Annotated in this window: 16 protein-coding genes and 2 pseudogenes; 7 read left to right on the top strand and 11 right to left on the bottom strand. The window is 48.3% G+C overall.

Going from position 1 to position 22,724, the window contains the following annotated elements; translation table 11 throughout:
• Nucleotides 1–159 precede the first annotated feature (159 nt).
• Entirely contained in the window at nucleotides 160–2,226 is a 2,067-nt protein-coding gene (gene ppk1 / locus NA197_RS15960; RefSeq protein WP_000529555.1) for a polyphosphate kinase 1, read from the top strand.
• Nucleotides 2,227–2,230: 4 nt separating this feature from the next.
• Nucleotides 2,231–3,772 carry an exopolyphosphatase gene (gene ppx, locus NA197_RS15965; RefSeq protein WP_001123330.1) on the top strand — a complete coding sequence of 514 codons (1,542 nt, stop codon included), beginning with the start codon at nucleotides 2,231–2,233 and terminating at the stop codon, nucleotides 3,770–3,772.
• 35 nt (nucleotides 3,773–3,807) lie between these two features.
• Here ppx and NA197_RS15970 read toward each other — a convergent pair whose 3' ends face one another.
• Together NA197_RS15970 and NA197_RS15975 are read right to left on the bottom strand one after the other, a co-directional pair.
• Nucleotides 3,808–6,021, bottom strand: coding sequence for a bifunctional diguanylate cyclase/phosphodiesterase (locus tag NA197_RS15970; RefSeq protein WP_023233510.1), 2,214 nt, complete (start codon nucleotides 6,019–6,021; stop codon nucleotides 3,808–3,810).
• Between the two features lie 96 nt (nucleotides 6,022–6,117).
• Nucleotides 6,118–6,255: a hypothetical protein gene (locus NA197_RS15975; protein WP_001581698.1), complete on the bottom strand. Its 138-nt coding sequence runs from the start codon at nucleotides 6,253–6,255 to the stop codon at nucleotides 6,118–6,120.
• Between the two features lie 178 nt (nucleotides 6,256–6,433).
• Between NA197_RS15975 and NA197_RS15980 the strand changes: the two genes are divergently transcribed.
• Complete coding sequence (locus NA197_RS15980) at nucleotides 6,434–6,625, top strand: YfgG family protein (protein ID WP_000075924.1); 192 nt, start codon at nucleotides 6,434–6,436, stop codon at nucleotides 6,623–6,625.
• A 78-nt stretch (nucleotides 6,626–6,703) separates the two neighbouring features.
• Here the strand turns inward: NA197_RS15980 and NA197_RS15985 are convergent.
• Nucleotides 6,704–6,847: pseudogene (locus tag NA197_RS15985) on the bottom strand (hypothetical protein); the annotation flags it as partial.
• A gap of 417 nt (nucleotides 6,848–7,264) precedes the next feature.
• On the opposite strand from NA197_RS15985, the gene leuE reads away from it, so the two are divergent.
• Complete coding sequence (gene leuE / locus NA197_RS15990) at nucleotides 7,265–7,909, top strand: leucine efflux protein LeuE (protein WP_000457102.1); 645 nt, start codon at nucleotides 7,265–7,267, stop codon at nucleotides 7,907–7,909.
• Nucleotides 7,910–8,382: 473 nt separating this feature from the next.
• Here the strand turns inward: leuE and NA197_RS15995 are convergent, their stop codons facing one another.
• From NA197_RS15995 to NA197_RS16010, 4 genes are read right to left on the bottom strand one after another with little or no spacing between them, the layout of a single operon-like run.
• The gene (locus tag NA197_RS15995) at nucleotides 8,383–8,865 is read right to left on the bottom strand and encodes a DUF2514 domain-containing protein (RefSeq protein ID WP_015971060.1); all 483 of its coding nucleotides are present in this window, start codon (nucleotides 8,863–8,865) and stop codon (nucleotides 8,383–8,385) included.
• Nucleotides 8,862–9,491 (bottom strand): glycoside hydrolase family 19 protein, encoded by a 630-nt coding sequence (locus tag NA197_RS16000; protein ID WP_015971059.1) that lies wholly within the window; start codon nucleotides 9,489–9,491, stop codon nucleotides 8,862–8,864. Before NA197_RS16000 ends, NA197_RS15995 begins: the two co-directional genes overlap by 4 nt.
• Nucleotides 9,481–9,789, bottom strand: coding sequence for a phage holin family protein (locus tag NA197_RS16005; RefSeq protein WP_015971058.1), 309 nt, complete (start codon nucleotides 9,787–9,789; stop codon nucleotides 9,481–9,483). The genes NA197_RS16000 and NA197_RS16005 overlap by 11 nt, the downstream gene beginning before the upstream one ends.
• On the bottom strand, nucleotides 9,776–10,180 hold the full coding sequence (locus NA197_RS16010; RefSeq protein WP_001275998.1) for a putative holin: 405 nt from the start codon (nucleotides 10,178–10,180) through the stop codon (nucleotides 9,776–9,778). The genes NA197_RS16005 and NA197_RS16010 overlap by 14 nt, the downstream gene beginning before the upstream one ends.
• Before the next feature lie 161 nt (nucleotides 10,181–10,341).
• Here NA197_RS16010 and NA197_RS16015 point away from each other — a divergent pair, with 161 nt between their 5' ends.
• Both NA197_RS16015 and NA197_RS16020 read left to right on the top strand, forming a co-directional pair.
• Nucleotides 10,342–10,542: a hypothetical protein gene (locus tag NA197_RS16015; RefSeq protein ID WP_015971056.1), complete on the top strand. Its 201-nt coding sequence runs from the start codon at nucleotides 10,342–10,344 to the stop codon at nucleotides 10,540–10,542.
• Between the two features lie 12 nt (nucleotides 10,543–10,554).
• Nucleotides 10,555–11,733 carry an O-antigen ligase family protein gene (locus tag NA197_RS16020; RefSeq protein WP_023231203.1) on the top strand — a complete coding sequence of 393 codons (1,179 nt, stop codon included), beginning with the start codon at nucleotides 10,555–10,557 and terminating at the stop codon, nucleotides 11,731–11,733.
• A 2,552-nt stretch (nucleotides 11,734–14,285) separates the two neighbouring features.
• Here the strand turns inward: NA197_RS16020 and NA197_RS16025 are convergent.
• A pseudogene (locus NA197_RS16025) lies at nucleotides 14,286–14,987 on the bottom strand (right-handed parallel beta-helix repeat-containing protein); the annotation flags it as partial.
• Nucleotides 14,988–15,184: 197 nt separating this feature from the next.
• On the opposite strand from NA197_RS16025, the gene NA197_RS16030 reads away from it, so the two are divergent.
• Nucleotides 15,185–15,445 carry a hypothetical protein gene (locus NA197_RS16030; protein ID WP_052938613.1) on the top strand — a complete coding sequence of 87 codons (261 nt, stop codon included), beginning with the start codon at nucleotides 15,185–15,187 and terminating at the stop codon, nucleotides 15,443–15,445.
• A 200-nt stretch (nucleotides 15,446–15,645) separates the two neighbouring features.
• Here NA197_RS16030 and NA197_RS16035 read toward each other — a convergent pair whose 3' ends face one another.
• From NA197_RS16035 to NA197_RS16045, 3 genes are read right to left on the bottom strand one after another with little or no spacing between them, the layout of a single operon-like run.
• Nucleotides 15,646–18,120: a hypothetical protein gene (locus tag NA197_RS16035; RefSeq protein ID WP_052938612.1), complete on the bottom strand. Its 2,475-nt coding sequence runs from the start codon at nucleotides 18,118–18,120 to the stop codon at nucleotides 15,646–15,648.
• A gap of 4 nt (nucleotides 18,121–18,124) precedes the next feature.
• Complete coding sequence (locus NA197_RS16040) at nucleotides 18,125–19,927, bottom strand: hypothetical protein (RefSeq protein ID WP_052938611.1); 1,803 nt, start codon at nucleotides 19,925–19,927, stop codon at nucleotides 18,125–18,127.
• A complete protein-coding gene (locus NA197_RS16045) occupies nucleotides 19,924–22,650 on the bottom strand; it encodes a hypothetical protein (RefSeq protein ID WP_413469771.1) in 2,727 nt (908 codons plus the stop codon). Before NA197_RS16045 ends, NA197_RS16040 begins: the two co-directional genes overlap by 4 nt.
• Nucleotides 22,651–22,724 lie beyond the last annotated feature (74 nt).

The following is a 22,724-nucleotide window of genomic DNA, read 5'->3' on the forward strand; positions in this document are numbered from 1 at the left end:
GCCGGATGGCGGCATAAATGCCTATCCGGCCTACTCTTTTCCCTTCCTTTATGCTATCAGTTTATTGTCATATTTTTCTGGCGCAGTTGGACATTAACGCGTAATGCTCGCCATAATCATCAGGCAGTGTCCCGTGAATAAAACGGAGTATAGGTAGTAATGGGTCAGGAAAAGCTATATATCGAGAAAGAACTGAGCTGGTTAGCATTTAACGAACGCGTGTTACAGGAAGCGGCGGACAAATCCAACCCGTTGATTGAGCGGATGCGGTTCCTGGGAATCTATTCTAATAACCTCGACGAGTTCTACAAAGTGCGTTTCGCTGAACTGAAACGACGCATTATTATCAGCGAAGAACAGGGTTCAAATTCTCATTCACGCCATTTGTTAGGCAAAATTCAGTCCCGCGTGTTGAAAGCAGACCAGGAGTTCGACGGCCTGTACAACGAATTACTGCTGGAAATGGCGCGTAATCAAATCTTTCTGATCAACGAGCGTCAGCTCTCGGTGAACCAACAAAGCTGGTTGCGCCACTATTTTAAGCACTATTTGCGCCAGCATATTACCCCGATTCTCATTAACCGGGAGACGGATCTTGTTCAGTTTTTAAAAGATGATTACACCTATCTGGCGGTGGAGATTATCCGCGGCGACACCATCAACTATGCGCTGCTGGAGATACCGTCCGACAAAGTCCCACGCTTCGTTAATCTGCCGCCGGAGACACCGCGCAGACGCAAGCCGATGATCCTGCTGGATAATATTCTGCGCTACTGCCTGGATGACATTTTTAAAGGGTTCTTCGACTATGACGCGCTTAATGCCTATTCGATGAAAATGACCCGCGATGCCGAATATGATCTGGTGCATGAGATGGAATCCAGTCTGATGGAGCTGATGTCCTCCAGCCTGAAGCAGCGCCTGACCGCTGAACCTGTGCGCTTTGTCTATCAACGCGATATGCCCGCCGCGCTGGTCGACGTGCTGCGGGAAAAACTGACGATCTCCCGGTATGACTCAATCGTACCCGGCGGGCGCTACCACAATTTTAAAGACTTTATTAATTTTCCGAATGTCGGTAAAGCCAACCTGGTCAATAAGCCGTTACCGCGGTTACGCCATCTTTGGTTTGATAAAGAGAAGTTTCGTAACGGTTTCGACGCGATTCGTGAACGTGATGTGCTGCTCTATTATCCTTATCACACCTTTGAACATGTGCTGGAACTGCTACGCCAGGCGTCGTTTGACCCAAGCGTGCTGGCGATCAAAATCAATATTTATCGCGTAGCGAAAGACTCGCGCATTATTGACTCGATGATCCATGCCGCCCATAACGGCAAAAAAGTCACCGTGGTGGTGGAGTTGCAGGCGCGCTTCGATGAAGAGGCGAATATTCACTGGGCCAAGCGGTTAACCGAAGCGGGCGTCCACGTTATTTTCTCTGCGCCCGGGCTGAAAATTCACGCCAAACTCTTTCTCATCTCACGAAAAGAGGGCGATGACGTGGTGCGTTATGCGCATATCGGCACCGGTAACTTCAACGAGAAAACGGCGCGGCTGTATACCGATTATTCGCTGCTGACCGCCGATGCGCGCATTACCAATGAAGTGCGCCGGGTCTTTAATTTTATTGAAAACCCCTATCGCCCGGTCACTTTCGATTATTTGATGGTTTCTCCACAAAACTCACGGCGTCTGCTGTATGAGATGATCGATCGTGAAATCGCCAATGCCCAGCAAGGCTTACCGTCAGGGATTACCTTAAAGCTTAACAACCTGGTCGATAAAGGGTTGGTCGACAGGCTATACGCCGCGTCGGGTTCAGGCGTCCAGGTCAATCTGCTGGTGCGCGGTATGTGCTCTCTTATTCCGCAACTGGAAGGAATTAGCGATAATATTCGCGCGATTAGCATCGTGGATCGCTATCTTGAACACGATCGGGTTTATATTTTCGAAAACGGCGGTGATAAGCAAGTTTGGCTCTCTTCAGCTGACTGGATGACGCGTAATATTGACTACCGTATCGAAGTCGCTACGCCTATCCTCGACCCGCGGCTTAAACAACGCGTCCTGGATATCATTGACATTCTGTTTAGCGACACGGTAAAAGCGCGTTTTATCGATAAAGAACTCAGCAACCGCTACGTACCGCGCGGCAATCGCCGTAAAGTTCAGGCGCAGCTGGCAATTTATGACTACATCAAATCACTCGAGCAACCAGACTAACGCTATGCCAATTTACGATAAATCCCCTCGCCCGCAGGAGTTCGCTGCGGTCGATCTCGGCTCAAACAGCTTTCATATGGTCATTGCCCGCGTGGTTGACGGCGCAATGCAGATTATCGGCCGTTTAAAACAGCGCGTCCATCTGGCGGACGGGCTGGGCGCAGATAACAAACTCAGCGAAGAAGCCATGGAACGGGGGCTTAGCTGTCTGTCGCTGTTTGCTGAACGCTTACAAGGTTTCTCCCCTTCCAGCGTTTGTATCGTAGGCACCCATACGTTACGTCAGGCGCAAAATGCCGCTGATTTTCTCAAACGCGCGGAAAAGGTTATTCCCTACCCGATAGAGATTATTTCCGGTAACGAAGAAGCGCGCCTGATTTTTATGGGCGTAGAACATACGCAGCCGGAAAAAGGCCGCAAGCTGGTGATCGATATCGGCGGCGGGTCAACAGAGCTGGTCATTGGCGAAAACTTCGAACCCAGGCTGGTTGAAAGCCGTCGTATGGGCTGTGTGAGCTTCGCGCAGCTCTACTTTCCCGGCGGCGTTATCAATAAAGAAAACTTCCAGCGCGCCCGAATGGCGGCGGCGCAAAAACTGGAAACCTTAACCTGGCAGTATCGTATTCAGGGTTGGAACGTGGCGATGGGCGCTTCCGGTACGATTAAGGCCGCTCATGAAGTTCTCCTGGCGCTGGGTGAGAAAGATGGCTTCATTACGCCGGAGCGCCTCGATAAACTGAAGTCAGAAGTGTTGAAGCACCGCTCCTTTAATGCGCTCAGCCTGCCGGGTCTGTCTGAAGAACGAAAAGCGGTCTTTGTGCCGGGCCTGGCGATTCTGTGCGGCGTTTTTGATGCTCTGGCTATCCGCGAGCTTCGCCTTTCCGACGGCGCGTTGCGCGAAGGCGTACTGTATGAAATGGAAGGCCGCTTCCGCCATCAGGATGTTCGCAGCCGTACCGCAAAAAGTCTGGCCAATCAATACAACATTGACAGAGAACAGGCCAGACGTGTGCTGGAAACCACCATGCAGATGTACGAGCAGTGGCAGGCCCAGCAGCCAAAACTGGCGCATCCGCAGCTTGAAGCGTTGCTCCGCTGGGCGGCAATGCTGCATGAGGTTGGACTGAATATTAATCACAGCGGTTTACATCGCCATTCGGCTTATATTCTGCAACACAGCGATTTGCCCGGCTTTAATCAGGAGCAGCAAATGATGATGGCGACGCTGGTGCGTTATCATCGTAAAGCCATAAAACTGGATGATATGCCCCGCTTTACGCTGTTTAAGAAAAAACAGTATCTGCCGTTAATTCAGCTACTTCGGCTGGGCGTATTACTGAACAACCAGCGGCAGGCGACCACCACACCGCCGACGCTGCGGCTAACGACCGATGACAGCCACTGGACGTTATGTTTTCCGCATGACTGGTTCAGCCAGAATGCGCTGGTACTGCTTGATCTGGAAAAAGAACAGCAGTACTGGGAAGCGGTAACTGGCTGGCGTCTCAATATTGAGGAAGAAAGCTCGCCGGAGATCGCCGCGTAAATTGTGGATCAGACGCCGCGCTGCGGCGTCTGCCTTTACTGAATCTCAGATAATAGCTGCGGCTCGCCAATTAAATATCCCTGAAGATAGTCGATCCCCAACGACAGCACTACGCTTCGTATTTCTTCGCTCTCGACATACTCCGCGACGACCTGCATATTTTTCATTCGCGCTAAATGACAAATAGAAGCCACAATCTGATAATCGAGACTGTTTGACACTATATTGCGAATAAAACTGCCGTCAATTTTAAGAATATCGGCGTCAACGTTTTTCAGCCGCGCATAGCTGGCGTAGCCAGTACCGAAATCATCAATCGCTATCTGACAGCCAAACTGCTGTAGCTGTCCCAGCGTCAACTGCGCCTGCTCAGCATTGGTGAGAGAGTTGCTTTCCGTTACCTCAAAAACCAGTTGCCAGGGTTCAACCTGATATTGCGTAAGCAGCTGCTTAACTTCTGCAGGAAAACGGGCGCGGCATACCGATGTTGGCGACAGATTAATGGCAAAACGATGCGCGGGCATATATTCCCGGCTGGCCGCCATAAACCGCAGCGTGTTTTCAATCACCCAGAGATCGATAGCGGAAGACAAACCAAACTCATGCGCCACGGGTAAAAAATTGTCCGGGTTGATAACGTCGCCGTTGTCATCCCTGAGTCGCAGTAAGATTTCATGGTAAACGTCCCCACGAACACCAAAAATAGGCTGCGCCATCAGGAAAAAATGATCGTGCTCCAACGCCTGTTGCAGGCGATTCATCATCGCAATTCTGCCCTTCAAATCGCGCTGCAGGTGCATTGCGCCGCGCCGCTGTAAATCCTCCGGCGCGTTAGTCGTCAACGAAAGATCGGAACTGGTGCTTAATTCGCCTAGCAGAAGATAAAGGTGGCTAACCGGAGAACGTACGCAGCAGTAGCTCACGCCGACAGGCGGCTGTAGCGGCAGTCCGTCCCAGATAAAACGAAACTGCTTAATATGTTTATCCAGCGCTTCAATACGCTGCTGATGCGCCTCTGTATTAAGACGCAGCACCAGGTCGTGCCCTGACATCTGGTAGACGCACTCATTTGAGGCCAACATCGGCGTAATCCAGTGAGAGAGCTTTTGCTTATACTGGATACGTAACATGACGCCATAATTTTTACCCAATAGCTCCAGACCCGGCACGTGTAAAAAACAGATCGTAGACCAGGGTGCATTTTTAAGCGCGCGATTTAACGCACGTAAATTGGGAAGATGTACAACCGGGTCAAGATAGGCCAGGCGCCGTGCGCGACCACTCACTACGCGCTGACGCGTGGCCAGTACAGACATATAATTAACAATAAAAGAAAAAACCAGATAGCTCGAAGAGGTAATCGCTAATTGCGTATCATAACCTGAATACCAGGGCATATAACGCTGATAATAATGAATCGACGTAATTAGCACGACGGCCCAGATAATTGAAATAAACTTATAGCCATAGCGCATCGCGCCCCACAGCATGACCGGCAATAATAACGAAAGCGTATAGTTGGTACTAAATATTGAGCTATTATCCGTCAATGGCATACACAGTATAAACATTAGTATAGTCAATACAGCCAGCCAAATAACGATCTCTTTTTTAGTGGCCTTGCTATCAATCTGTAGCTTTAATTGCTGATAATACCCCCGCAGGTGCAGCGGATTGCGGAGAGTACGAATAATAAAATAGCACAATGGCACGCCGACAAGGTTACCGACCAGTAACGCCTGGTAATTAATCAGCGTGTTGATATTAAAGGGCATTACCCCCATCAGGCTGGCTTTACTTTCGTACATGCCAACAAAAGCGGCAAACTGGTAAATGACCAGAAATAATGTCGCTGAACAAAATACCTGCCAGAACATTCGTTGAAACAACAGGTGGGCGTCGCCGTGGGAAACATTGTTTCGCCGGGGGGAAAAGACACGATAGCCGCCCCAGCTTAGCACGATAGTAATGATAAAGTGCATCGTCACAGAAAGGGTTTCATACAGCCCTGTCTGCGGGTATCTGCGCCAGAAGATAGCAAGCACAATGCCCGGCAGTGCTGCCCAGCCGAAAAAGAGCATCAGACTAAGCATAAAAGCTAACGGCAGGTAAAAAAGAACCACATTTCCAGTGCTGGTAAGCGCATAAGTATTTGCGCTACTTAAAACAGGTAGTAAAATCGAAGGAAGGATGAGCGGTAGTCCCCACCATTTATCTCTGATATTTATATAAGTTTTATTCAGCTTCATAGATGCTCAGCAGAACCCCCCAATCCCAAAGGGGCGTTAACAGACAGGCATCCCACCTGACTTTAAATTGATGATGCGATATACATCACACGATAGTCATCGATTGTAATTATTAAACAAAAGTAACATTTGATTTAAGTCAATTATTACCTTTCTCCTGCAGCCTTTATTCGTCTTTTTATTCTTTGTTATCATTAATTTATTATTAATGTAAATACTAAAATTATCTTCCATAACAATATAAGATAAATCAACTGACGCAATTTTACATTAAGAGGAATTGACCATCGGTTCGCAGTATGCCTTAATGTAGAGTGAACGCAGGCTTGTTACGTTCTTCGCCCTGATAATACCCTTGAAGAACTCAGCCTGATCCCGCCCATACCGCTGGGCCAACGTTAAGGAACCCTTTGTGAGTCAGGCCAACAGTATGCGAAAACGACATCGATTTAACACTCGCATGACCCGTATCGTACTGCTTATCAGTTTTCTCTTCTTCTTTGGACGTTTCGTCTACTCTTCTATCGGCGCCTGGCAGCACCATCAGGATAAAAAAGAAGCGCAACAGTCATCGCTTTCTGTCACCACGCCGGGACAACGTTAAGCTGTTATCCGTTAAAAAGCCCGCGCAAGAAAAAGAAGCTTTCGCGTTAACACAGAAAGTCAATCCCACTCAATGGGTTCAGACCATAATCAGACGCTTAAAGAGCGACTGCGGAATATCCTGCCTGGGTGATAAGATCATATACGCGGTTACTAAGATTCCCTTGACCGAATACAAAACCCGATAGCCTTCAGCGTGGTTAAACTCCCGGTAGCTGGCACAAGTTCAGGGCAAATCTGGCATCCCAGCGGGCACTGGCGTACGGTACTCTCAAACTGTGTAAGTATCTCTGCGATAGCCGGATGCCGCTCAACCTCAACGCGTTTCAGGAACCCGCTATTGTGTCGATGCAGTGCTTTACCATAAACGTATACTCAAAGGTCACCTGCGGTTCCGCCCTATCCGCCAGTGTCAATGCGAAATCAGGAAGATAACCGTCGTGGGAGGAGAATAAGGTGACCAGTCCCATACGTCAGGATTTGTTTTGTAAAGAGCCCAGTAAGCTCTGAAACTTTTTAGGCGTAGTCGGCCTGGTGCCAGAAGCGAACATTGGCTGAATTGAAAGTAGCCATGATGTGTTTTCATTATGGCCTGTTACGTTAGAATAACCTCGTTGAAAACGATAGAGCTGGGGTAAAAATGTTTGCTGATTTTGGTATCGTGAATTTCTGGACGTATCTGCTTGGTGCGACACTGATAGTCCTTGCTCCTGGCCCTGAGACCATGTTCGTGATTAAAACAAGCATTACAAGCGGCATCAAACGAGGCTTTGCTGCAATATTTTCCATTCTCATGAGTGACGTACTTCTGGTTCTGCTGGCATGGTGTGGGCTGGCTGCGGTCATAAGCTCAACCCCTGCCTTGTTTAACGCCATCAAATACGCAGGTGCTGCCTATCTTTTCTATCTCGGTGTCCAGACGATACGCACTATCTTTAAGCCAGCTATCGAAACGAGTGAGGAAAAGAAATCTTCAGCTAATGCTAAGGGGATCATCGGACGCGGAATGCTGGTTACTCTACTGAATCCAAAGACGCTACTGTTCTATATCTCTTTTTTCGCCCAGTTCATCAATGTTCAGGCTGAACACTCCTGGATGGCGTTTATCATTCTTGCTGCGGTAATGTTCGCGATTACTCTCGTTTATTTCGGCTTCCTCGTTTTCTGCGGCTCTTATCTGCTAAGCCGTCTGAAAGGCAACCGTAGATTATCAACCATTGGAAACACGCTGGTAGGTATGTTCTTCATTGGATTTGCAGCACGACTCGCAAGCGTCACTTCCTAACTGAACAACTAAACCGCCTCACGGCGGTTTTTTTACGTTCTTACGCTGGATGGGACGACCTCTCCTCGCTCACAACGGACATTGTAGTCTGGCTTTCCTGCATGCAATTCGAGGAAAACTATGAGTGAGCTGAGACAGCACAAAACGTTGCCGCATTCGCTCGAACTCCTGCTGCTTACTCCATCGATCTCGTACTGTTTACTTTTCCGAGGATTACGTCAAATTTGCCGTCAGGAGCTGTGCGCTACACAGAAAATGCATCTATGCACATAAATAAAAACCCTCTGCAAAAACAGAGGGTTAAATTCACTTTTACCTGTTCATGAAAACACAGGAAGGGTTATCGACTTATTCCCACTCAATTATTTACAATACACATAACTTATTGAATTGTAACAACTTTATGAAAACAGATTTTCACCATACCGTTTTATATACCGTCACCGGAAATCAGTACCATGAAAAATGCCATGTCACCGGGTCAACGAATCGTACTGCTTTTCACAGACTCTTCCGGCTTCGGCTGCCCGATCAGCGTACTCTGCCAGTTGTCGGTTTCGCTCGAGAGATTTGCTGAGCACGTCGGCAAGCAAAACTCCGGTGTCTGCGGCTGACGACCCAGCGCCGACAATGGCGTTATACTGCCTGAGCTGCTCACGGATGGCAACGAGCTGTTGCTGCAACCTGCCAGCACGAGCGGCAGCATCAAGAGCATCATTGCGCGCCCGGTCGAGTGCACGCTGCGCTTCACGTTCATTGGTAGCTTTCTCCTTTTCGTCGTGCTGACGAGCTTTATCATCTTCGGCTTTACGGTCTGCTTTTGCCTGCGCATATCCGGCGTCATACTGTCGATCGCCGTGAACATTCCAGGCAACCACCCCGACGATGACCAGAGCAGCAAGCATCAACACGATAAGCAACTGTTTCCAGTACGCTTTGACGAATGCCCAGATCATACCGCCAGCACCTTACTGGCAGTTATGTACCGCGCGCGCCGGTCGTCGATACCGTTCTGCCCGCCATTTATGATCTGCGTGACGCGCACCAGGTCGCCGGTGTACTTCATGCAGCCTTTGGTTGCGAAGAACCACGCCGCGCTGCGGGCCGCGTATTCGTCCTGCGCCAGCAGTTCAGGATTCTGAACCAGATCCACCTTCAGGCCGTTGCCACAGTCGCGGTAGTTATTCAGGCCGGTGATCTGAATAAGTCCACGACCGCGATAATTCCATCCGTCGCCCGGTCCGTTATTTCCCATGCGCTTGCTGTACACCAGATTGGCAATTGCACGCTGACGCTCCAGAGGAAGAGACTTCTCATATGTTTTCCTGCCGAGTGCGTTGGCCTGGTCTGGAGTGATTCGCCCGGCACGGATAAACCCGGACAGCCCGTTAACGCTGTAGTTGAAGTTTTCCTGTAGCCGGGTAAATCCTCCTGACTCATGCCCGACCTGTGCGATAAACATCGCCTGGTCATCTGGCTTGGTAATGCCAAATTCATTCATGGCTGCAGTGATATGTGGATACCAGCGTGCTGCCAGTTGCTCAGTGATACCGGCTGCGCGCCGGAACTGGTTAATGTCCATGTTGAGACCTCGATATTTTGAACATCTGCACGACGTTACCGCGCGTCTTCAGAACAGCGGCAAGCATGACAGCGTTGATGATGACCTCTGATAAATCAGCGGCCATTGGCGTGTGATACCAGATTGCATATGCGGCACGTACTGGGATGCTGGCTGATGCCACGATAAGGAAGTAGGCTATCCACCCACCCCACCTGCGGTGTTGCGATCCATTACGCCGGAAGGTTCCAACACGGATTGCTATCGCAGAACAGATAACCGCATTGGCAATGAGTAAAAGCAGCTCATGAGTTGTCATCGTCTTTTCTCCCCGGGATTAAATCGCGTGGATTGTCGGAACGGTGATAGAGCCAGATACCAATACGTACTGCGACGATTGCCGACACGAACGCGCCAGCAGAGAAGACGATCCCTTTCTCGAATGAATCCTGCGTGATAGTTGGGATCAGGCTGGCTACGCCGATAAGGATTGATGCTGTTGGTTTGTAGAAGAGAAGCCCACAGAGAAAGCTGAGCATCGACAGGAGAACCCGGCGGCGTATTGGATACTCAACGGCTGAGGTAATAAATATTACCGCGCCTGATAAAGCTCCAAGAGCCACCTCTGGAGGGACTCCTGCGATAACCGCAGCCAGAGAACCCATACTAAGCCACTGATTTAAAGACTCACTGGTTAGCTGAGCTGACATAGTGACCACCGTTTACTGTGCATAACGAACCCCCTTAGTTGGTGAGTTCATCATACACAATAAACCACATATGGAATGATGCAATCTATAAACATGGCGAGAAAATTACCCATATGGTAAAATTGTAGAAATGAAAATGCACACCATCACAGGACTACGTAATGAAGATAGTAATTAATATTTTATTTTTATTTATTTCTTCTCATGTTATTGTGTATTTTGTTGCAGGGAAAGATGACGTTACATCAAATTTAATAGCTGCCATTGAGATAGTTTCAATAATGGCATTTATATATTCAAAAATAAAATCAGAGCATGAAGAAAAGCAAAGTAATGCAAAATTACAGAAACGTTGCGAATAATTCGGAATAAAAATGCAAGAGATTAATTTTAAAAGCCAATTTATCACATCAAGATCGAGGATAATTTCTCATTTAATCGGTCTTTCTATGGTTTCTATTTTTTTGCCAATAAAAATATACCCAGTGGTATTCGCAATTTCTTTGCTTATGATGTTGTATAGGATATCACTGAAATTTTATGTTTTTTCTTTTTTTGCATCATTGATACTATTGTTAATTATTTTCACCTCTACGTATACAATTCAGGATGATGACACAGTCACGGCAATCATAAAATCAATATTAGGAATCTCATTCTTAATTATATCAAGTATATTTAGCTATGAAAAAACAAATAGTATTGACATGCTGAAAATAATACACAGATATATTAGTGCTATTATTTTATTTTGTTTTATACAAGTTGTTTTTTTACACATACAGTCCGGAGGGTATGGGTTAACTGCCAGTAACTCATATACAGCTAGCTTTATATTTGACAGCGACTACGCACTTTTTGGCGGAAATGATAAAAACATGTTCGGCGCAAAAGTCGCTTTATTCGGTATATTGCAATACATACTACATAAAACAATTTATAAAAAAGGAGCAGTGATATGGATGCTAATAGTATTAATTACTGGCTTCTTAAGTATGTCACGGACACCGGTGGCATTCCTTATAGCTATACTTGCACTTTATAAAATAACATCAAGCCGTGGCGTTGCTATGAAAATGGTTGCTGCGTTTTTTGTAATAACTGCTTTGGCTATCGCTTCACCTTATATATTTGACTACCTAAGATTGTCTTCTATAAATCAAGGCCAACTTTCTGATGGTATGTCAATAAGGATATTATACTGGATCGCTGTGATTTCAAACACTGATGTTATAGGACTGTTTGGTAATGGATTATTATCAGCGAGAGATTTTCTTCCAAAATACAGCGCATATTATAATGGTGAACCAAATGTCCATAATCTATATTTAAATACTTATTTGGATTTAGGTGCGATTGGCGCTGCATTTTATATAGCAATGATAATTTCTCTTTTCATATATCTTAAAAACCTTAATCCACAACTAGCTTTTGTATTTATTGCATCATCATTTGTGATGTCTTGCACATTATATACCGCGTATGACATAGAAATGTGGTGTTTCCTTTCTTTATCTGTTGTGATCTCGAGATTAATCAGAACGTCAAGATAAAAAATCTGGTGGGTGTAATAGCCCACCAGATACAATGTGAATTACCCACCCCACCCCTTCGACTTAATAAACTGAGCAATAAAATCAGCGTTTACTTTTGCACCTATATACAAGCCATTTGGCTGTAGTGTTTCAGATGGGTGCAGGTTATCTTCTCGCAGAGAGCGAGGGGTTATACCGTTTGCAATATCAGTTACATCTCCTGCATAGGCTGGGTTATATTTGCTTTTAAAGTTCTGCAATAAATCAACGCCGCTAATTTGGCAATAGTTATCTGGAAAATCGGCTTTCAGGTTGTTATTGAGAGCTGCTAAATTTGTAGCTCCAGTAGTTCCCGTTGTCTCCGTATCATAAGGAAACTCAGGGCAAATAACAAAGCGCTGAGTATGCATATTAGCAACCATGGTATGCAACTCTGACACATATCTAGTATAGTCAGTTGAGTTACGACCGCCCCAAACGATATAGATATCATCCCTATGCAGAGAGTGCTTTCGCCCTGCTGGGATAGTATTTGTATTAAATCTTGTATACGGCCGCATAGCAAATGTTGCAGTTGTTGACACACTTACCGCACTACCAGCAGAATCACGCGTGAATACAAGCTGAGTCTCACCAGTTCCCGCGTTTACCAGCGTTGTTGAAAATGTACCGTCGATACCTCCAAAGATACATTTCCCCGTAGCGCCGTTCCAGAATATACCTACTTCCGTAGGCGTAAGAGCTACTGAACCAGACGCAGGTATTGACCCGCCTACAGGCGCATATTGTCGTGTTATTGCCTCTTGCGACATGGCAACTTCAACATCACTAGCCCCGCCCCTGGCGAAGTTGTATATATCGGTACCAAGCAGCCGGTTCAACTCTGTGCTCATAACATCACTGGTACAGAAGCTATGCCCAACCACGGTAACTGAACGGCTAAAGTTATATGGCTCTATTTCAATATCGCCAACCATACGTAGATCTGAATTAGACATAAAATACTCTAGTAAATCATCTTTAGATAATCCATCAGCCAGTCTGTATACACGCAATTGGTCCGCGCTATCACCGATATTTACGTACGGCTGCGCCCGTTGCATTGTAGTATTCAGGTTGTTATAGAATTCCGTTCGTACGTTGTGATGGCGAACACTAGTACCACTAAGCCCCGGTATATACCCGATTGTCAGGCTGCCGCTTGGGGATGAGACAGACTGGGCAGAGATAGACAAACTTAGGCTAAACACATTTCCGTTAGCGGTTAACTTGCCAGAACTGTTACCCAGTGTCACACCTGACCCGCCTATGAGTTGCGGTGTGAATGCGAACTCAGTAGGGATATCGATATTATTAACAGCATATAGTTCTGGATTTGGAATATATGCCTCCCCTATAGGGGACAACACATTATCCCGTACCTGGTTTCCTCTGGCGGTGTCTGTAATATTTAACGTAAAACCGCTGATCTGATCATCAGATTCCAAGGTCTTACACCGGTTACCGTTTACCTGATTACCGGTTGGCGCTGCTTTTTCACCGCCGTCTGCTAACGTCAGGCACACGCAGGCATCAAAATTCCCAGCGAACATAGACCGATAATCATCAGTAAACCAGGAGTTATTGTTATTTATTATGCTATCCCGAACGCCAGCTAACCATATGTTAGCTGCTCGGTTGTTATGCACTATGTTGTCGGTGATTATATTTTCATAAACATCACTATTAGCAAGACGCTGTACAACCCCAAAATCTATACCGCGATTCCAGTTTCCATGTATGTGGTTATTAGTAATCCTGTTCTTGGCGAAAATACCCCCGTTGCCACCAGCATAGATACCGCTCTGACCATTATCCTCAAACTCATTACCATCAATCAGATATCCGGTTGCAACGCCAAGCCATTCACCGCCGCCAACAATACCATCCCAGTAGTTACTGGTATCGTCCCACGGCTTGGCTTCAGAAGACATCCGGTAATGGTTACTCACATAGTTTCCGAGTACCCAACCGTCTTTCCCTTCGAGAGATATGCCGAATTTATTATACTCTACCCGGCACTTACTGATGGTATTTCGCGTACCATAGTCCCGGATGCCAACACCGCTCCCATCTGCATTAGAGGTATGTAACCCTTTAGCGAAGAAACCATTGATAGAGACATTATCTAAAACACAATCATTCCCATTAAGCAGGACGCCATCTTGTCTTATAGTGGAACTACTTGGTTGATTTAAACCACGAATAAAACCACCATTCCAGCAAATATTATCTCCATTAAAAATAACAGCAGCATGCCCGGCTGGAGCGGATGATACAATCCCGCACTGCTCATTCATGGCAAATACACATAGCGGTGATGAAATTGAAAGACTGTCAGAGACCGAAAAACTTTTATTGATGCATAAAACTGCATTTTTTCCCTCGCAGTGGGTAATGGCGCTTTGAAGCGCAGTCGTTGCATCGCTAGTCCCATCGGTTGGTGCATAAAATGGGGCGTCAGTTGGATAAACAACGTTTTGAAGCTTTTCACCAACCATCCCTGGGTTGTAATTATTGCTGTGTGAGAATCCGACTAAACCAGACCCAGATGGTTTAGCAAGTTCGATCAATACATCTGATGCTGAGCCAGATTGCGGGATGATAACAATTGCATTTCCATTACTATCAAAAGCAGGGATTTTGTTAGCCCGATCCAGCGATGATGGTAGAGTGTTTATTTTCTCAGGAACTCTAAGCGTTCTACTAAAAAGATTATCCGCATAGGAATTATTACCTTCACTAAGGTTATCAACATAATTTTTCGTTGCTGCATCCTGAGGCCGTGACGGGTCACGAAGATTGCGGATGTAGTTGCCAAGCGCATCATAGTAGTTGGCTACAAATGATGGCTTACGCAGGGAGAGACGCAGCCAACTAATAGCCTGCTGAATCAACATCGTTAGTTTATCGAAAGCGTCCTCATGCACTTCTGCGAAAAATTTTCCCTGATTACGTAGGTCGGTTTCCTGCGTCACTGGCAGTACGCGTGATATTGATATTTGGTATCCACTTGTCAGTGGTGTTGACAGTATTACGTTTCCGCCTGTATACCCTCCCGCACCTGTAACGGTATAATCTGTATCAAGAATCAGCTCTGTGATGTTCTCGTCCAGGTCAACAACCTGCACAACCAGATCAGACTTCTGAAAAATTCGGAAGGTATAAGGGAAAGACGTCGTTACCCCGTTCCCTGTGTAATCGTTGTGGTCAACTTCGGTTGAAACCGTCATGTCATTTTCTCCAGATTGCTTTTGCGCCCGGCGCGCATGCACTCTGGATCATTCTATTACCCAATAAACCTTATATGAATCGTTTAGGTATTAATCAGTTGCTTTATTACCTTACAGGTAATTTGCATTTCATGCTGGATAGAACATAGATGTTCTGCTACTGTATGTTTATACAGTAATTGCATGGAGAAGAAGAGATGCAACGGCAGTATCACCATCCGATGGAAGAAGGATTTGAAGAGAGAATACACACGCCGATAGGCGTTAGATCCCTGGTGGAGGACTCGCATCTTATGAAGTTGCTGCGGGAACTCGATAAAGACGGCTTCAACGTTGATGGGCCGTTAGCTGAACTAGTTGCGCTTGTGAATTACGTCACAAGTTCTCAAATGAATATGCAGGATCTGCAAACACATCTCGATTACTGTGCCGAACAGTTACGCAAGCAAACCACTTAATGAAAAATAAAAGGCCGCTGTTGCGGCCTCGTGACATGTCACAGTCATGGTATGGCAAACCTATGTACCCTGCTATACCAGATAATATTAAAACAACTGCGACGGCAAATTCCCCATCTTCAATGATGCCTTTACGGTTCATTATTCCAAGTGCGACGAGTGCCAACACAACAAGAATAAAAGAAATCATTTTCACATCCTTATTGCGGAGTAACATCCTGAGGTCGCCACCAGTATGTCTGGTTAAATTCTTTCTTCGAGCGCTGTTCCATCTTACGCAGATAGCCAGGGGAAAAATACTCCTGCATCTGGTTAAAAATCATATGGTCAAGCGCTGCCTTCAGATACCAGATATTAGCACCAGGTGTCAGGCCTTTGCCAAGCTTAACCAGATCACCGCCAGTCTGCTCGCTCTTTCCTTCAACCGCATTCAGCGGGATTCCCTGCCCGATTTTGATAACGTCGTCGACCAGACCAGCTACCGGGCCGAGCATTGAAGCCAGTGCACCGCTACCGTACCGGGTGTGGTCCGACAGCAGGAAATCACCGTACAGCCCAAGACCACCACCTTTCAGCAGCGCACCAAGCCAGAATTTAGCAGCATCTTCACCAGCCATATCTCGCGGATTCCGGCCTGATGCCATGTCGTTTAGTTGCTGAGAAAGTGCACCAAGAATTGTCGTGCTGGCGATAAACGTCGCGATGTATGCCGCACGGCCACCGGCAGACGGCATACCCATAGCGCGCGACCAATGACGCATCACAACAGAGATCGGGAATGACTTGAACAAGAATACGCTGCGGGTTAATTCCCCTTTCCACGTCCCGCGCTGGATGCCTGATCCGGTAATCATCTGTTCGCGTGCACCAGGAGTAATAACTGCCATATCAACTTCTTCAGTGACAGCGCCGAGAAGTTTACGCATAGCCTCGAATTTTACACGCTCTGGTGCACCAAGGTGCTGCACAGCAGAATCAGGAATGCGCATGATACTTTCCGGAGTCAGCATCGTATTATTGCCTTTACCCCAGTCCTCCTGCTGAGCCAGTTTCCACACGTTCCAGTCAGTGTCGGTGATACCCTTACTTTTCAGGATGCGAAAATCGTCATTTGAAAGGCTTTTCAGATCTGGCGTTCTGGTAACAACGTCACCAAGACTACCCATCATTGTCACGCCATAGGCGCGCTTATGGGCGTCGGACCATGCTGTTAATCCACTGGCTCGCATCACCGCCGTTGCAGCCCACCGGGAGACAGACGGGCCCATATTATCCATCGCCCAACGGTTCACGCTACCGAGCAGGGATTCCATAGCCAGACCAGCCCTGCGCGCCCGGGCCAATTCAGTACGGTTAGTTGGGTCCATAGCCTCAAGTTGGTTACGGAAAAGCTGATTCATTGGGAGATTGGTAACCTTTGCCGAAAGGTACATGGTGCCAAGATCGGAGAAAGACGCCAGCAACGCAGAGCCAAGACGGCTGGCAACCATCCAGTTGCGGATGTTATCCGACCAGCGTGCAATGTGCTGGTTGGCAACAGGCTGAGTTTTGCCCGAGATGAAGTTATACAGGTTCTCAGTATTGTTTGCCTGGCGCTCTATGCGACCGGTATCCTGCGGGTTAGCCATTGCTGTCTCTGACTTCGTCTGATCCAGCAGTGATCGGAACACGTGATCCGGGTTTGGCCCGTATGTCTCCACCAGCGCAATATCTTTACTTATCCCTTCCAGATGTCCGACCATTATTTCCCAGAGCGATCGGTCGCCGTAGAGTTGCTGGTATTGCAAATAGGAATCAGCGTCTTTGAAGTGTATCTGGCGAGATGCGTTGCCACGGTTGCCGCGGGCACCAGAAATACGCATACCGGTATCAGTAAGTTTGTTCAGACCACCAGTGGCGATGGTGTTATACGCTTCGCCCAGGAAGACTGTAAGCTCAGAATCACTCATCAACTGACCGTCGGCACGAGTGTAATATTTTCGGTCAAGCTTACCGATCACATCGCTAACCCACTTGCCCTTTGTTACTGCGCCAACCTTTTCCATCGAGTGATGTTGTGGAATACCCCAGTTTTCCAGGTACCCGATATCACCACCAGCATCATTGAACCGACGTCGCAGCAGTTCAGTAACTTCTCCCCACGCTTTCGCCCCTTTTCTGGCCTTCGCATTGCCGGTATTCTGCCCACGCATCTCGAACACCAGATCGCGCACGCCTGCTTCATCTTCAAACAGGCCAAAGAAACGAGGGTCAACAGCTTCGAAAGCCTCCTGTAACTGGCTTAATGCGTAATCACGGGTAGCTTTCGTACGCGACTCAACAGACAAAAAATTCGATTTACCATCAGCACTGAAAGCGATAGTTCGATTGAGCGCACCCAATTTTCCATCTGCGCCTTGATAGTTGTTAATGAAGTTGTCCAAGCGCTGTCTGGCGGAAATGGTCAAAGCGACACGGCGTTTTTTGAGAGCAGCCTCTCGCTGAAGTTCATCGGATGCCAGTTGCCCGGCGCGGCGTAATCTCTCAGCATCAGTAAGCTGACGCCACGACGCTGGGTCATCTCTGGCAAGTGAACGCATGTTTCGGTAGATGCGATCTTCAATATCCTGTATCTCACGTGCTGTCAGTGTTCGCTTAGCTGCCTGCTGTACTGCCTGAATACATTCCTGTCTCATCAAATTACCCTCTCAAGAAACACGAGACAGCCACATCAAAGAGGCTGGAATCCTGTATTGCCTGTTCGTTCTCTCTGCTTGCTTCATCCAGCACTTCACGAGCGCTTCGCGACTGCGGGTTTCCTTCGTCATCCAGGACGGTGATCATCATGTCCGGAGACTCAACCAGTGAATCTTCAGCGATGCGAAGATCCATGTCCCCTGCCTGTTCCGCCGTTGGCCTTTGCTCTGCCTGTCGCAATACAGCACCAGGTTCAAAAGGTGCAGCCTCATCAGGAGTCCGCACTTCTGCAGTTTTATAGAATGACATGGCCTGTGCGTTCAGATCGCTTTCTGCCTGCTGACGTCGTGAAAGCTCTGCCCTGGCCTCGAAGAACTCCCCACCAGGCTCATGAGGTGACAGCGCGTTACGCGAGAATTCGAGGCGGCCTTGTGCCTCTATGATGCGCTGATCAATATCGCGCAATCTGGATTGCTTTTCAGCGCGTGACTGTGCCAGTTCCTTTCCGCTTCCCTTTGGTTCTTCAGAAAGGATTTGGTTACGTTGATCCGTCAGGTTATCAATAATGCGCTGACTGTTGGCGATTTCAGACTGGTACACCTGACGATCACCGCGCGGTAAAACTTGTGCCGCCTGCTCTTCAAGCACCCTGGTCTCAACTGCACGCGCCGCCGCTCCCTCATCAGCATTGAAAAGAACCTCATCAATAGACTGCGCTATCAGACTGCGGCGCCCGGGTACATCACTAAATGATGCTGGTTCGGCAATGCTGGCCACATCAACTGCACGCCCCTGGCTTACGTCATTCATCGCCTTCTGTAGCGCCTGTATATGCGCATCACGTGACAGGACATTAACAGGAACGCCAGGGGCTACATCAATCTCAGCGTGATGTGAGGCATTAGCCGCCAGCGCAGCATCCACCTCAGCCGGGGAAAATTCAGGAGCTGCAGCGCTCTCACCGCGGGAGTTCATGAATCGACCTACACCACCAAACGCCACACCAAGAACAGCATCAATGGCGATAGACTGGCGATCAAATACATCATATTGATTCGCCATTTCGTTATAACCGCCATCACGCAGTGTCTTTGCTGTTAGACCGCGCTGGGCCATCCCAAAGGCAATATTAGTTCCGGCTGCGTATGCGATGTCTGGAGCTGCGCGAACAGCAGTAGCTGCAACATTACGCACAGCACTTTCACCTGTTCTCGCCAGTTGTGCGCCAACACTTTCTGCCAGCGCACCACCAGCGCGTAGACCGAGGCTCATAGGGATCAATGTGCCAGCGCCAGCTGTGACACCCTGCACCAGACCAGCTTCCTGAGCAGTCCTAAAATCTACTCCCTGAGCAGTCAAGCGTTCAAACTCAGAGAAACCCTGCAACGCAGTGACGGCGGCAGCCCCGCCTGCAGGACCAGAAAGCAGTGTACCAACGACCGCCTGCCCGCCCATGTCGAACAGACCATGAAGAACCTGACCAGCGGTGCCTGTTGTTGCTGCGTCAGGCGTCAGGCGTTTAACCTGTTGCTCTGCGAGCTTACGCTGTTCCGCAATGTACTCGGCAGAAGTGTCGTTAATGGAAGTATTTTCGTTAACGAACTTCGCGATGGGCGAGACGATCTTATCCATTCCAGCCCATAGAAGCTGGTCAGGTTTGGCAACCAGTCCAGAATACAGACCTGATACCGCAGCGGTACCTGAGTTATCGAAGAAGCCGACATCGGTATTAAATCCTGCTGGGTTAGACGCTGCTTCATCCAGTTGCTGATTCTGGTTAACAGCGTTAAGACCAAAGTAACTCATTGCGGGATCCCCCCAGAGAACCTCTGGCGCTGTTGTGTGAGATCGATAACGACAGGAGTTCCATCATCTTTCAGCAAATACCCGGTGCCGAGCTTCACCAGATACTGGCTATCTCCATAGCTTTGCAGCCCATACTGCCCTGGTGGGGCTTTTATTCCTGCATCAGTCACCTGTGTTTTCCAGGCCTGATCAACTTGTTTATCAAATTGCTCGGCAGACATACCCCACGGTAACAGCACGCTTCCCATGCCGTTATAGTCATGTACGCCGCCAGTAGCTACGTTAACAGCCTGCTTCCATGTGTCACTGTCAATCTCACCTGATACAACGCCCTTCTTCGCCATCACGCCAGCGTAATAGTCCTTCGCTATTTCGTAGGCCATTGATGCGCCATGCGCGTCACCGGCAAACGCATCCTTCACCATGTCAGAGAACTCAAGACGAAGATCGTTATCTTTCGGCATTGGTATGCCTTTCACATCATCTGTACCTTTGCGAGCTGCAGCACCAGAAAGGATGGTTTGTGCTGCCGATTCAGGTGATACAGAAACATCAGGGTTAAACCAGTTTTTCTCAGCCACAACACCGCCAGGCTTATCCATAAGGATCCCGGCGACAGCTGCCGATGGGGCATTGGTGCTGATCTGCTGAAGCGCCGACATATATACCTGACCGCCCCCGGTGCTCTGCCTAATGGTGTCGAGATATGCAGATTGCTGAGAAACTGGCGCATCGCGGAAGAAAGCCCCGATCTGATTAGCTTCATCTTTGGAAAAGAATGTCAGCGGTGTGCCGTATGATTTAGCCAGTTCTACAGCCTGAGAAGCCCGAAGGGCTATCGTCTGGCTGAAGTTGTTCTGGTTGGTCATATCGATAGGCTTTGTTTGCCCGGAAGAAAGTGAAAACTGAATTGGGTCTGCTTTACGTTGCGCAAGAACAGTACTGGCAGCAGAGACAACGGCATCATAGGTTTGGGCGCGCGCTGCATATCCTTCACCAGTTTCACCGGTGTCTGGCTTCAGGTTTTCTACTGCCGCCTGAATGCTATTGGTCGGCATATTACGGAATGAACCAATGTATTGCCCGGCGATCTGCGTATTCCTGAACTCGGTGTAACGCAGGTTTCCTTCACGCACTCCGTAGGCTGCGAGAAAATCGGTCTGCGTAGGAGCATCAGGGAAATCCACGCCGCGCATGTATGCCGCGCTGGCATCGCGTACACGGCTGTCGATATTGGTGCGGTATTCAGCCTGCTGCTGTTTACGGATCTGGTCAGCCTGGCGAAGGAATGTCGCCTGGGCCTCCGGAGATGCAGCATCGAAAGCAGCATTCCCCGTGTAGCGTTTGGTGCTGGTAGGTAACTGAGAAAGACCTATAGCCGCGCTAACACCAGTGGCAAGCTGCTGATCGCTGTACGGCTGGCTGCCGTTCTCATGCTGGATAATGGATGCACACAAAGCCTTTAGTGTTTCAGGGTTTGATGCATCAAGCGGCTGGTCAGGTGTCACGCCGAGTTGCGCACATACTGCCTGAATGTATGCGTCGGTGTTGTTATTGTCAGACGGCGGCGCCCAGCGGTTAATGATGTCGTTGACAGTATCAATACCCTGACGCTGGTATGAAAGCAGGTTGCGACCAAGCGCACGAATGCCGTGCTCTGGCGTTTCGAACTTGGCAAAGCGACCATCATCGCCGGTCTGGCCTACCCACGGATTGGTTTTGCTGTACTCGAGGTTGCCGGGGTTGTTGTTGCGAATGCCACGGGCGTCGCCTTTCTCACCTTTTGCATAATACTGATCCTGCTGTTCGTGCAGTTTCTCAGCATAGGATGTCGCATCCTCAGGGTTGTCGAATATACCAAGGTGTTTACCAGTTTTTTCATATAGCGCAATGGCTTCATCATCAGAAAGCAATTTACCGTCGTCGCTGACGGTAGGAATTAGAACTTCACCGGCATCAGTTCCTATGGAAATGGTTCTTACGGTGCTAATCGTTCCATCTTCGTTTTTTACAGATGGTCGATTAAACAGATTGATATTGCCCTGTGTCACCATTCCTTTTGTAGATTTTGGATCTCCACCATAAGGATTAACTGTTGCCAGCTTTGAACCAGCAACTGTATCGCTCAGCTCGCCATTGCTCTGGATAAACTCGATAGAGTTGTTAGCCGACCACTGTGACAGTGACGCGTCGGCGACCTTCTCCTTGAACTCGATCTTCTTGGCCTGAATCTGCTCAGTGCTCCAGCCATGAGCAGCGCCGTAATCTTCAATCTGCTGGAAAGTCTGCTGGTTGTAGAGCACATAGTTAGCATTATCACTGTAGGCGGCAGCAGCCAGTTTCCCGTTGTTCGCCAGAATCGCCTGGAACTGCCCTTCTTCATAGGCATTAAGTTGGCTTATCTCATGTCGTCCAGCCTGGGTAGTGAACTGAATGCGCTGCTGCTGCGCCTGCTGCATAAAACCAGCCCGGGCACCTTCCGGCAGTGTCATCGCGATCTGCTCTGCCTGAGCATCGAACTGTTGGGTGTACTCCTGACCTTTGCCGAGCGCATTTTTACCCTGGAGATTCAGCAGCCCGGTATCCGGGTTAGTCAGCAGATCACTGGAAATCTGGCTGAGTTGCAATGAGGCATCCTGAGCCTGAGCAACATCTGCGCGCTGCTTTGCCTGTGCAAAAACATCGACATATTTATCCGCAACCCCACCTAAAACATCGCCCATCTGTGGAGTATTAAATGTTTGTAGACCTGGAGACTGAAACCCGCGACTTTCAACCTGACGACCAGTGACTGTTG

Origin of the sequence: Salmonella sp. NW884, assembly GCF_051700745.1 — a bacterium.
Classification (GTDB): Bacteria; Pseudomonadota; Gammaproteobacteria; order Enterobacterales; family Enterobacteriaceae; genus Salmonella; species Salmonella enterica.

Bases quoted from the DNA above. Each gene is read 5' to 3' on its own strand.
- leuE (WP_000457102.1), top strand. From the start codon at position 7,265: ATGTTTGCTGATTTTGGTATCGTGAATTTCTGGACGTATCTGCTTGGT.
- NA197_RS16020 (WP_023231203.1), top strand. From the start codon at position 10,555: ATGCAAGAGATTAATTTTAAAAGCCAATTTATCACATCAAGATCGAGG.
- NA197_RS16035 (WP_052938612.1), bottom strand. From the start codon at position 18,120: ATGAGACAGGAATGTATTCAGGCAGTACAGCAGGCAGCTAAGCGAACA.
- NA197_RS16005 (WP_015971058.1), bottom strand. From the start codon at position 9,789: ATGACAACTCATGAGCTGCTTTTACTCATTGCCAATGCGGTTATCTGT.
- NA197_RS15970 (WP_023233510.1), bottom strand. From the start codon at position 6,021: ATGAAGCTGAATAAAACTTATATAAATATCAGAGATAAATGGTGGGGA.
- NA197_RS16015 (WP_015971056.1), top strand. From the start codon at position 10,342: ATGAAGATAGTAATTAATATTTTATTTTTATTTATTTCTTCTCATGTT.
- NA197_RS16010 (WP_001275998.1), bottom strand. From the start codon at position 10,180: ATGTCAGCTCAGCTAACCAGTGAGTCTTTAAATCAGTGGCTTAGTATG.
- NA197_RS16030 (WP_052938613.1), top strand. From the start codon at position 15,185: ATGCAACGGCAGTATCACCATCCGATGGAAGAAGGATTTGAAGAGAGA.
- ppx (WP_001123330.1), top strand. From the start codon at position 2,231: ATGCCAATTTACGATAAATCCCCTCGCCCGCAGGAGTTCGCTGCGGTC.
- NA197_RS16040 (WP_052938611.1), bottom strand. From the start codon at position 19,927: ATGAGTTACTTTGGTCTTAACGCTGTTAACCAGAATCAGCAACTGGAT.
- NA197_RS15995 (WP_015971060.1), bottom strand. From the start codon at position 8,865: ATGATCTGGGCATTCGTCAAAGCGTACTGGAAACAGTTGCTTATCGTG.
- NA197_RS16045 (WP_413469771.1), bottom strand. From the start codon at position 22,650: ATGGGCGATGTTTTAGGTGGGGTTGCGGATAAATATGTCGATGTTTTT.
- NA197_RS15975 (WP_001581698.1), bottom strand. From the start codon at position 6,255: ATGGAAGATAATTTTAGTATTTACATTAATAATAAATTAATGATAACA.
- NA197_RS16000 (WP_015971059.1), bottom strand. From the start codon at position 9,491: ATGGACATTAACCAGTTCCGGCGCGCAGCCGGTATCACTGAGCAACTG.
- ppk1 (WP_000529555.1), top strand. From the start codon at position 160: ATGGGTCAGGAAAAGCTATATATCGAGAAAGAACTGAGCTGGTTAGCA.